The 10,231-nt window shown below is 44.4% G+C and carries 11 protein-coding genes; 4 read left to right on the forward strand and 7 right to left on the reverse strand.

Features of this window, described 5'->3' with window-relative positions:
- The first annotated feature begins 344 nt into the window (after nucleotides 1-344).
- Together PN499_RS15760 and PN499_RS15765 are read left to right on the forward strand one after the other, a co-directional pair.
- Nucleotides 345-1,361, forward strand: a complete 1,017-nt coding sequence (locus PN499_RS15760) for a mechanosensitive ion channel family protein (protein WP_272032970.1) — start codon at nucleotides 345-347, stop codon at nucleotides 1,359-1,361.
- Nucleotides 1,362-1,364: 3 nt separating this feature from the next.
- Nucleotides 1,365-2,690: a DUF2254 domain-containing protein gene (locus tag PN499_RS15765; protein WP_272032971.1), complete on the forward strand. Its 1,326-nt coding sequence runs from the start codon at nucleotides 1,365-1,367 to the stop codon at nucleotides 2,688-2,690.
- A gap of 232 nt (nucleotides 2,691-2,922) precedes the next feature.
- Here the strand turns inward: PN499_RS15765 and PN499_RS15770 are convergent, their stop codons facing one another.
- The 5 genes from PN499_RS15770 to gvpA all read right to left on the reverse strand — a co-directional run bounded on the left by PN499_RS15770 (nucleotide 2,923) and on the right by gvpA (nucleotide 6,847).
- Nucleotides 2,923-3,384 carry a gas vesicle protein K gene (locus tag PN499_RS15770; RefSeq protein ID WP_272032973.1) on the reverse strand — a complete coding sequence of 154 codons (462 nt, stop codon included), beginning with the start codon at nucleotides 3,382-3,384 and terminating at the stop codon, nucleotides 2,923-2,925.
- Between the two features lie 81 nt (nucleotides 3,385-3,465).
- Nucleotides 3,466-3,861 (reverse strand): gas vesicle protein, encoded by a 396-nt coding sequence (locus PN499_RS15775; protein WP_272032975.1) that lies wholly within the window; start codon nucleotides 3,859-3,861, stop codon nucleotides 3,466-3,468.
- Nucleotides 3,862-3,866: 5 nt separating this feature from the next.
- Complete coding sequence (gvpN, locus tag PN499_RS15780; RefSeq protein ID WP_007357598.1) at nucleotides 3,867-5,090, reverse strand: gas vesicle protein GvpN; 1,224 nt, start codon at nucleotides 5,088-5,090, stop codon at nucleotides 3,867-3,869.
- 108 nt (nucleotides 5,091-5,198) lie between these two features.
- Nucleotides 5,199-6,251: a coiled-coil domain-containing protein gene (locus PN499_RS15785; protein WP_272032977.1), complete on the reverse strand. Its 1,053-nt coding sequence runs from the start codon at nucleotides 6,249-6,251 to the stop codon at nucleotides 5,199-5,201.
- A gap of 377 nt (nucleotides 6,252-6,628) precedes the next feature.
- Nucleotides 6,629-6,847, reverse strand: a complete 219-nt coding sequence (gene gvpA / locus PN499_RS15790) for a gas vesicle structural protein GvpA (RefSeq protein ID WP_007357596.1) — start codon at nucleotides 6,845-6,847, stop codon at nucleotides 6,629-6,631.
- 334 nt (nucleotides 6,848-7,181) lie between these two features.
- On the opposite strand from gvpA, the gene PN499_RS15795 reads away from it, so the two are divergent.
- Both PN499_RS15795 and PN499_RS15800 read left to right on the forward strand, forming a co-directional pair.
- Nucleotides 7,182-7,916 (forward strand): response regulator transcription factor, encoded by a 735-nt coding sequence (locus PN499_RS15795; RefSeq protein WP_272032984.1) that lies wholly within the window; start codon nucleotides 7,182-7,184, stop codon nucleotides 7,914-7,916.
- A gap of 351 nt (nucleotides 7,917-8,267) precedes the next feature.
- Nucleotides 8,268-8,756: a DUF29 domain-containing protein gene (locus PN499_RS15800; protein ID WP_272032979.1), complete on the forward strand. Its 489-nt coding sequence runs from the start codon at nucleotides 8,268-8,270 to the stop codon at nucleotides 8,754-8,756.
- Here PN499_RS15800 and purQ read toward each other — a convergent pair.
- The gene (purQ, locus tag PN499_RS15805; RefSeq protein ID WP_272032982.1) at nucleotides 8,737-9,450 is read right to left on the reverse strand and encodes a phosphoribosylformylglycinamidine synthase subunit PurQ; all 714 of its coding nucleotides are present in this window, start codon (nucleotides 9,448-9,450) and stop codon (nucleotides 8,737-8,739) included. The two genes, PN499_RS15800 and purQ, sit on opposite strands and share 20 nt — an antisense overlap.
- 85 nt (nucleotides 9,451-9,535) lie before the next feature.
- Nucleotides 9,536-9,808: a phosphoribosylformylglycinamidine synthase subunit PurS gene (gene purS, locus PN499_RS15810; protein ID WP_272032983.1), complete on the reverse strand. Its 273-nt coding sequence runs from the start codon at nucleotides 9,806-9,808 to the stop codon at nucleotides 9,536-9,538.
- Nucleotides 9,809-10,231: the final 423 nt, after the last annotated feature.

The following is a 10,231-nucleotide window of genomic DNA, read 5'->3' on the forward strand; positions in this document are numbered from 1 at the left end:
ATCTAGGAGAGAAGGAAGAAGGAAGAAAAATTTAGTTATCTAGGAGAGAAGGAAGAAGGAAGAAGGAAGAAGGAAGAAAAATTTAGTTATAGCAACCGCCACAACGGTCTTGACATTCTCGATCGCCCAAACCCTTTCTAGTATTGTATTTTCCTCCTACATAAGAGCCTCCTGCCTCCTGCCTCCTGCTATATCTAGGAGAGAAGGAAGAATGTTTATACAGTCAGCTTTTTAGTCATCCCGCCGAGATTCAGAGCTTGAGACAGGAGAATTTACAACCTTAGAGAGAAGTTAGTTCTCCTAATTTCCATTAACGTACAGGTACTTTCTATGACGATCGTGCAATGAGTGAAGAAATATCAACTCTTTTAGATAAGATGCAGGCAATGCTGAATGACTTTATCATTTTGTTGCCAAATATGGTGTTGGCATTGATTGTCTTTGCGATTTTTTTCTTCGTTGCTAGAGCGATCAAGAAAGTAGTCAGAAACTTGACACGCAATCGCCGTCAAGCTCGCAACCTGGGAATGGTGCTGGGGCGCTTGGCACAAGGAACAACTATCTTAGCGGGCTTGTTTATTGCGCTGTCGATCGTGATTCCATCGCTTAAAGCCAGCGATCTCGTACAGCTACTCGGAATCAGTGGTGTAGCGATCGGCTTTGCGTTTCGCGATATTTTACAAAACTTTCTAGCGGGTATTCTAATTCTGTTAACTGAACCCTTCCAAATCGACGATCAAATCGTGTTCAAAAATTTTGAAGGGACTGTAGAAAATATTCAAACCCGCGCCACAATGATTAAAACTTATGATGGGCGGCGGATTGTAATTCCAAATTCTGAGCTATTTACAAATTCTGTCACGGTTAATACTGCGTTTGAAAATCGCCGTTTGCAATATGACATTGGCATTGGTTACGGTGACGATATCGACGAAGCACGACAGCTTATTCTAGAGGCAATCCATGAAACAGATGGGGTGTTAGAAACGCCTGCTCCTGATGCGCTCGTGGTTGAATTAGCAGGCAGCACTGTCAATATTCGCGCTCGCTGGTGGGTGCAACCCCCTCGTCGTGCCGATGTGCTAGACCTGCAAGATCGAGTGTTGACTAACATTAAAAACAAGCTAACGGCAAATGGTATCGATCTGCCCTTCCCAACGCAGCAAATTCTATTTCATGACCAGACTGAAGCAACGGATGGCGATCGCACTCGTCAACGCGAAGGTTGGCCCTCTGGGAAAGGTCAAGTGCCACAGCCACGCAGCATTAGTAGCTCGCTCAACCGCCTTGCCGAGATCAAAGTTCAGGGAAATGGGTCTAAAGCAGATAGCACAAAACCTGCTCCAACGACAGAGGAATAGCAAATGGAAACCAAGTTTAGCAAGCTTTTAGACTCACTGCACTCTAGCTTCTGGTTCATCCCGACCCTGATGGTTGTGCTGGCGATCGGGCTTTCATTTGTCACTATTGGCATTGACCAACAGCTAGAAACCGATATTATTAGCGATCTAGGTTGGGCGTATGCCCTGGGGCCCAATGGTTCACGAGCCATTCTCTCTGCGATCGCAGGTTCAATGGTGACTGTTGCTACGACTGCATTTTCTATTACCATCGTGGCGCTTCAGCTTGCGTCTTCGCAGTTTGGCCCGCGTCTGCTGCGTAACTTTATGCAAGATACCGGCAACCAAATCGTACTGGGAACCTTCATCTCTACCTTTGTTTACAGTCTGATGGTGCTGCGAACCATCAATGGTGTAGAAGAGAACGAGTTTGTACCACATATTGCAGTCACCTGCGGGCTTGGATTGGCGATCGCCAGTATTGGCGTTTTAATCTATTTTATTCACCATTCCGCCACCTCTATCCAAGTCGATCATGTCATTTCTAAGGTGGGATGTGAGCTAGATGAAGCGATCGATCGGCTCTTTCCCAAACAGATAGGACGCGACGCATCGAAGCATCGAGCAGAACCACTCACCTCAGATATTCCAGCCGATTTCGATCGCGAGGCAACCGCCATTCAAGCGACTAGCAGTAATTATGTGCAAGCGATCGATACAGATCAGCTCATGCAAATTGCAACAGAGACTAATATCCTGCTTCAGCTTCAGCGTCGCCCCGGAGACTTTGTGATTAAAGGAAGTCCACTGGTACTTGTTTATCCCGCAGAATCGGGTAACAAAAAGCTGGTTAAACAAATCAATGATGCCTTTGTCTTGGGTTCGCAGCGCACCGATCAGCAAGATGTCGAGTTTTCGATTAATCAACTGGTTGAGATTGCAGTCCGCGCCCTTTCACCCGGCATTAATGACCCATTCACAGCCATTCGCTGTATCGATCAACTCAGTGCAGCGCTTTGTCACCTGGCACAAAAAGAGATTCCCTCTGCTTATCGTTATGATGACCAAGATAAGCTGCGCGTCATTGTAGAACCCGTGACATTTGCAGATGTGACTGATGCTGCTTTTAATCAGATTCGGCAGTATGGGCAAACAAGCGTAGCAGTTACAATGCGGTTGCTAGAAGCGATCGCCGTCATTGCCCCTTTTACCCATACCAAAGCAGACCGAGCCGCACTATTGCGTCATGCCAACACGATCGAGCGCGGCAGCCAGGAGGAAATCGCCGAAGAGTTAGATTGCAAGGATATTAAAGAGCGTTATCTAGCTGCCGTGAAAGCGATCGGGTAAGCTTGACATGAGGAGAAAAGATGCTGTCTATCAACTGGAAAGGATAAGTAAATCCACGTAATTAAACATAAGATAAGGATGGCTAAAAAGCTGACTGTATAAACATTCTTCCTTCTCTCCTAGATAACTAAATTTTTCTTCCTTCTTCCTTCTTCCTTCTCTCCTAGATAACTAAATTTTTCTTCCTTCTTCCTTCTTCCTTCTTCCTTCTTGCTTCTAACCAATATCAACTCTAGTTGATAGCTTTCGTTGTCACTCCATCAGGTTTAGAAGTTAGCACCAACCGCAACTTAGCATGAACTAAATTTAACTTAGCCAACCCTAAATCTACACTTCCTTCTACCACAACCCCCGTATTCAATAGTCTATCCAGCAACTCTAAAACTGACGGATTACTAGAAGTTTCTCCCGGATAATACCCGCCAGACTTTGGTAGCAAAGTCCCAATTTCTGACAAATCTAAATTTAAGTCAGCAGGATCGATTTCAAATATCTCACACATTTGCAAAACTTGCGCTTCCAACTGCTTCAAACTCTCAGCCGCCCGATCTAATTCTGCATCGCTTAAAATACCAGCTTCCATGCGGCGAATTATTTGCGCTTCCATCAATTGACGGATGAGTTCCACCACAGTTAGTAGCAGCGGCGCTAAACCTGAATCTTTACTAGGTTTTTCAGAATTGGGAACAAGCATATAGGAGATGGAGAGGATAGTTAAGATCGCGAAGTTAGCAATTAGCAATTAGCAATTAGCAATTAGCAATTAGCAATTAATTTATTGCTCATTTACTCCTAACCCAGCATTAACCGATTCAGTGATTGGCGGCTGACTGCCCACTAGCGATTTCAGCGCTTGCATTTCTGCTTCTAACCTCTTCACTTGTTCTAATAACATTTGATTGGATTCAGTCAAAGTCCGTGCCTGATTGCTCAAATAAGGATCGGTTTCCCACCAATTAATTCCCATTTCCTTAGCTTTATCTACCGAAGCAACCAACAAGCGAATGCGGATACTCAACAACTCCGTTGAACCAACAGAAACCGAAATATCTCCAGCAATTACAATTCCTTTATCTAAAACTCTTTCTAGCACATCTGCCAAAGTAGAACCTCCCGTTGAAGTAGTCATACTTCGACTTGCAGCACTAGGAGGGCGTATTGGTTGCGTCATCACTATTAATTATCTCCCTGAGTTACGAATAGACGGTTTTGCTGCTGTTTCAAAACACCTTTTTTAATTAGCGATCGCAGCGCGTCAATAGTCTGTACCCGATTAATGCCTAAAGCCGCTTCAATCTCGCCAACCCTTGCGCCGCGAGAATTCTGTAAATAAGTGTAAACTTCTTCTTCGCAAAGCGCTTGAGCACGATTCATTAGTTCCTGCGTCAATTCCTGTGTTTGACTAACGGCGACTGCTGTGTCTATTGTATCTAAATTCTGACTTGTGGTGTTGACATCTTCCCCCTCATCCTCTGCCAATAAGCCGTTAGATTCCCATTCTTCCAGAACAGGCCAATCTACCGAAAGTTCTCTATACAATTCCCCCAGAATAGTTGTAGCCAAATTTAATGGTTTACCACAGCGAGATAAAAGCACATCTTCACAAATCTCTCGAAAATCTACACTTTCTGCTGTGGCTGCAATCTCATGTTCCTGACAGATTTTAGCAATGATTAAAGCAGGGCGCATACCCGAAGCTTTGTCCGTACCGATCCGATGGCGAAACTCTCTCGCTAACTGTACAATTCTCCGAGCATACTCTTCATTTATCCCCAGTTTTCCCACGATAATTTCCTGCTGAGTTTCCTCATCTGGATCTGGCATATTCATTGTTACCAACCGATCCATCAAGGCATCTTGCGTGTCGTGAACTCCGCAGTATTCCTCAGAATTGGAAGTGAAAATTGCCCGGAATTCCGGGTGTACCTTAATATATTCAGACTTATTACCATTAGGTGGCAGCACTAACAGTTTTTCTTCCAAAGCTGAAAGCAATACATTGTTAACTTCTGGACGAGAACGGTTGAACTCGTCATAAACTAATGTAAATCCTTCGCGACAAGCCAAAGTTAATCTTGAATCCACCCAGTTTTGCCGCAATTCATCTTCTAATTTAATGACGCTGTGAATGTAATTATCGACTACTTTTTTGCGTGTATAACCTGAGTGATTGCCAATTAAATCTGTACTTTTGAGTTGATCGTCGCCAAACATCAGCACTGTTGGACGCGCTAACAAATCTGCTAAATGCAGCGCCAAAGTTGTTTTTCCCGTGCCCGCAGGGCCGCGCAAATGTACGCCAAAGCCTGATTTTAAATACCTTAGAGCCCTGAGTGCCATTTCTTCGGCGGCGCGGGTATTCACATATCCTTTAGGACGCGCTCTGAGCACTGTAGTCATAGCAATTTAAGTTTTGAATTTTGGGATGGCTGTTAACTGTTAACGGTTAACTGTTAACGGTTAACTGTTAATTGTTAACTGTTAATTGTTAACTGTTAACTGTTAACTTTAGCGTGTGATAGTAACGGGAACTTTAACTGCATCTAAACTCAAGTAAAGGCGATCGCGCTGGACAATGGCACCTTTTTGAAGTAGCGATCGCAGTGCATCCACAGTTTGAACCCGACTGAGAGCCGTTGCTGCCTCAATTTCCGTTAACCGTGCCCCCTTACCCTGGCGAATGTAGTTATAAACCTGTTGCTCCTGTAGTGCGGTCATATTGGGCTTTATAGCTTCCGCTGGCTTCGCTTTCATCTCCGCCTCTAGCTTGATTGGAGCTTCAGCAGCAACAGATTGAAATCCAATTTTACTGCCTTGATAGTGTTGATGGGTCTTAGATACGATCTTACTGTGTTCGCCCCAAACTTCAAATTGTAAATTTTGGCGGTACAAATGCAGTTGAGCTTGAAAACGAGCGTGGCGATCGCGTATCTGTTGAGCCTCTACCAATCGCTGTGCCCTCGATTCCTGAAAAGATTGGTGTAGCTGTCGCCTCCTTGCTTCACCCATCAACTCCAATTCTTGCAAATAACTTTGAATATCCGATCGCAAAGCTTCCATCCAGACAGTTAATTGGCGATTTAATTGCGCTTGAGTTTGAATTCGCTGCAAGTAACTTGATGTTAAAAGGTCTTGGGTCTGATTTTTGAGCATTTCGATCCGATCTTGGCGTTGTTGGCGCAAAGTCGCCAAAGTTGCACTCAGAGTTGCGTGAAATTCGCGCAACTCTTTAAGTGTCGCCGTTGCCAGTTTTTCTCTATCTGTTGTAGTCTCCGCTAAAAACTGAGCCGTTTGCAACGAAAGCGATCGCGTAAATTCATCAAGTTTTTTAGCTAACAACTCAGCTTGAATGCGGCGATTAGAGCTTGTCGCCGTCAAAAATTGCTGCGTCTGCCGTTGCAAATTCGTATATGCCTGCTGTCTCCAGTTGCGATCGTGCAATCCTTGAGTCAGACGTTCTTCTTGTAGCGTAGCAATAGTCAATCGCACATTTTGCTGGCGCGATCGCACCTCTTGCTGACGCTCTTCCCTTTGCGATCGCCACTCATCTAAAAGAGCCATGATCAGAGTTACCTCCTGATTCAGTTATCCCCAGGACTTACGCATAATTACGTAACGCCGGCATCTTGGCGGTGACTTGACCGTCTTTCCGGGCAGCGTTACTGATAGTTTTGCGTAAGTCCCGATCCCATTTCATTTGTGCCCAACTATCGGGGCTAATCTGTCTTAAATTTAGATCGAAATCTGGGTTTTTTCATTCCCATCCCCGCATCCAAATCTTTAATCAGTATCGATCGGACGCGGGATTAATCAGGCGCAGCAGTCACAGGAAGGGAAATGAGCAACTTATCTTAGATTCTTGTAGCGTATTATTTACCTCTGCACTCGTGTAGCTTGCACCCTTAATGTTCAGTTCCCATTCCCAATTCCCGTTTTAGCTAGACAGACGGAACCGCCGCTTGAGAAGTCAAACCAACAGCTTCAGCATACTTCAGGTAGGTTTCCACAGAAGCAATCACGATCCTAGCTTCGATGGCTATCAGTTCGATACCCACGAGAGAAATGCGTACCCACGCATCAATTACAATCCCCTTGTCCAAAATGCGGTCAACCACTTCAGCCAAGCTAGAGGATGAGTTTACTTTTTCAACAGCCATGATTCAATTCCCTCAAGTTGAGTTTGGGGCTTGGTGTTTTGCACCTATTTCGCCTTTCACTTCATCATACTAAGGTTTCATCTGCTCGAAATCAGTATATCTACCCTAATCTAGATTACATTTTGTCTAAGTTTTGGATCTCGGCTCCTCTAAAGTGCGATCGCACTGCTGACCAATCCTTAATTTTCAATTTTCAATTTTTAATTTTTAATTTAATTAATGAACCTTATAATCGGTAAAAAAGCTTAAGATTAAAAGATTCACAATTAAACATACCTAGAACCGCCAGAAGGCTATACCCTCCGTCATCTGGTTAGCGGTAAGATGAATAATGATGCCCCGGATACTTGTTATTGATGATGACCCTACGATCGCGGAACTTGTTGCCGTCAACCTAGAAATGGCCGGCTACGAAGTCACCCAGGCAGAAGACGGCATCAAAGGTCAGGCCCTAGCCATCCAAATGCTGCCTGACTTGATCATGCTAGATTTAATGCTGCCGAGGGTAGATGGATTTACAGTTTGCCAGCGTTTGCGCCGCGACGATCGCACCGCAGACATTCCCGTATTAATGCTGACCGCCTTGGGTCAAACCCAAGATAAAGTAGAAGGCTTTAACTCCGGTGCTGACGACTACCTGACCAAACCCTTTGAGCTAGAAGAGATGCTAGCGAGAGTGCGAGCCTTGCTGCGGCGAACCGACCGCATCCCTCAAGCCGCCAAACACGCTGAAATCCTGAGCTACGGCCCTCTTACCCTCGTCCCAGAGAGATTTGAGGCTATTTGGTACGCTCAAATAGTCAAACTCACTCACCTAGAATTCGAGTTACTGCACTGCTTACTCCAGCGTCACGGTCAAACCGTCTCTCCCAGCGAAATTCTCAAAGAAGTTTGGGGATACGATCCTGACGACGACATCGAGACGATCAGAGTACACATCAGACACCTGAGAACCAAGATGGAACCCGATCCCCGCCATCCCCGCTTCATTAAAACGGTTTATGGGGCTGGCTATTGCTTGGAGTTACCCAGCAATGGTAGCAAAGCTGAGGAGGAGAGAAATCATTAGATATAGCGGTTAATTGGTAATTGATAATTGGTAATTGGTAATTGGTAATTGGTAACTTGTTTAGGACTTACGCACGTACTACGATTTTCTGTCATTGCGACCGTAGGGAAGCAATCTCAAACCTAGGTTTATGGTACAGTGCATAAGTCCTGACCTAGCTGTTTGCAGTTCGCTACAGGTAGATAGGATAAGCTTTTACACATTTAATTTGTGTATTAATTCATCAACCTATTCCTCCCCGAACCTTGCAGGGAAGGGGTTGGGGGTTAGGTCGCAGACACAGATAATACAGTTTATATGCGTAACAGCTTAACAGATTTACTGGCTAATTAGTTTATAAGTGCGATCGCTATGACTACCAACTCGAACAAAACATCAGTTACTCATAGAGACAGTCTCTATAAAGAGGATTTTTATCTGTGGCTCAATACGACGGCTCAACTGTTGCGCTCCCGCCAACTTGATGACGTTGACTTTGACAATTTAATTGAGGAAATTGAGTCAATGAGTGGTAGTCAGCGACGGGAACTTAAAAACCGCTTAATTGTTTTGTTGATGCACTTACTCAAGTATCAATATCAACCCTCATTACGCTCAAATTCTTGGATAAGTACGATTCTCGAACAACGCCGTCAGCTAGAGTTTTTATTAAAAGATAGTCCTAGCCTCAAACCTTACTATCTTGAAGTATTTTCTGACTGCTACTCTAATGCTGTCGTTGATGCTTCTACGGAAACCAAGCTACCTGTTAATAGTTTTAGTGAACTTTGTCCCTTTTCTCCTGAAGATGCGATCGACTCTAGCTTCATCATTTCTCTAATCAATGAGGAACGAGATTAGCATCTGCAATAGTAGCCAACAATAGTCCTTCAAACAATTTAATACCCTCCGTATTGCCCAACATAGGATCGGAAGCCCTTTCTGGATGCGGCATCATTCCTAACACATTTCCTTGACGATTGCAAATACCTGCAATATTATTTAACGAACCGTTAGGATTGCCAGTATTGCTGATTTCACCTGCACTTGTACAGTAGCGAAATAAGATTTGACCGTTATCTTCAAGTTCAGCTAAAGTATCAGCATCCGCATAGTAGCGCCCCTCACCGTGAGCAATGGGAAGGTTGATAATTTGACCGGATTTATAAGCCGAAGTCCAAAGAGTGTTAGTGCGTTCGACTTTGAGAGGGGTGCGATCGCAAATAAAACTTAAACCTGCATTTCTGGTTAAGGCCCCTGGGAGTAAACCCGCTTCGGTTAATACTTGAAAACCGTTGCAAATGCCCAAAACGGGTTTACCCAGTTTGGCGTGTTCTACAGTAGCTTTCATCACTGGAGAAAAACGTGCGATCGCGCCGCATCTCAAATAATCTCCATAACTGAAACCACCGGGAATTACTACCACATCTAGGTCAGAAATATCCGTTTCTTCATGCCAAATCATGCGAGTAGGCTGATTTAGCAAGCCTTGAGTCACCCAAACCACATCGCGATCGCAATTTGAACCTGGAAAAACAATAACGCCAAATTTCATAATTGGTAATTGGTAATTGGTAATTGGTAATTGGTAATTGGTAATTGGTAATTGTTAGGTGTATTTTCCAATTAACCACTAACCACTAACCACTCACCATTAACAATTCCGTCAAATCAAAAGTATAATTCTCAATAACAGGATTAGCTAACAGTTGATCGCAAATACGGTCGAGTTCAAGGCGGGCTGCGGCTTCATCGACACAAGAAAGCGTCATTTCAATATACTTGCCAATCCGGATGCGCTCAACATTGTCATAGCCCATGTGTTCCAAACCAGACTGTACAGCAGTACCAGCAGGGTCTAAAACCGAGGGGCGGAGGGTGATATAAATTCGAGCCTGATATTTCTGAGTCACAGTAATGCCTGATTTGACACTCCCACCCTTGAAGGGGGTGGGATTCTTAGGAGATTTCGCTGTAAATATCCTTATTACTAAGGTTCCTGGGCGCAATCCTTTTCCCTTAAATAAGGTGGGCTGCTATCCTTGTCTTTCAACAAGCTCCTCAAGTGTTTTGGGGTTTATTAAGTCCCTGATTTCGCGGAGTCTCCGCGTAGTTGTGTGGTAGGCATTAAATCCCAAACTTGCGTCTGTGTATCCATTCCACGTTTTTATATTACACCAATTTTGATACAAATTAACATCTTTTTTGAATGCGGCTCTCATTCGCAGCGCCTATCCCAACGCCTGAAGGGGCGATGCTCGCGGGTTAACTTCTGTAGGACTTACGCATTACTTACGTAACGCCGCCATCTTGGCGGTCAAGGAACCGCCAAGATG

Source organism: Kamptonema animale CS-326 (genome assembly GCF_028330895.1).
GTDB lineage: Bacteria > Cyanobacteriota > Cyanobacteriia > Cyanobacteriales > Microcoleaceae > Kamptonema > Kamptonema formosum.

Bases quoted from the DNA above. Each gene is read 5' to 3' on its own strand.
- PN499_RS15760 (WP_272032970.1), top strand. From the start codon at position 345: ATGAGTGAAGAAATATCAACTCTTTTAGATAAGATGCAGGCAATGCTG.
- PN499_RS15765 (WP_272032971.1), top strand. From the start codon at position 1,365: ATGGAAACCAAGTTTAGCAAGCTTTTAGACTCACTGCACTCTAGCTTC.
- PN499_RS15770 (WP_272032973.1), bottom strand. From the start codon at position 3,384: ATGCTTGTTCCCAATTCTGAAAAACCTAGTAAAGATTCAGGTTTAGCG.
- PN499_RS15775 (WP_272032975.1), bottom strand. From the start codon at position 3,861: ATGACGCAACCAATACGCCCTCCTAGTGCTGCAAGTCGAAGTATGACT.
- gvpN (WP_007357598.1), bottom strand. From the start codon at position 5,090: ATGACTACAGTGCTCAGAGCGCGTCCTAAAGGATATGTGAATACCCGC.
- PN499_RS15785 (WP_272032977.1), bottom strand. From the start codon at position 6,251: ATGGCTCTTTTAGATGAGTGGCGATCGCAAAGGGAAGAGCGTCAGCAA.
- gvpA (WP_007357596.1), bottom strand. From the start codon at position 6,847: ATGGCTGTTGAAAAAGTAAACTCATCCTCTAGCTTGGCTGAAGTGGTT.
- PN499_RS15795 (WP_272032984.1), top strand. From the start codon at position 7,182: ATGCCCCGGATACTTGTTATTGATGATGACCCTACGATCGCGGAACTT.
- PN499_RS15800 (WP_272032979.1), top strand. From the start codon at position 8,268: ATGACTACCAACTCGAACAAAACATCAGTTACTCATAGAGACAGTCTC.
- purQ (WP_272032982.1), bottom strand. From the start codon at position 9,450: ATGAAATTTGGCGTTATTGTTTTTCCAGGTTCAAATTGCGATCGCGAT.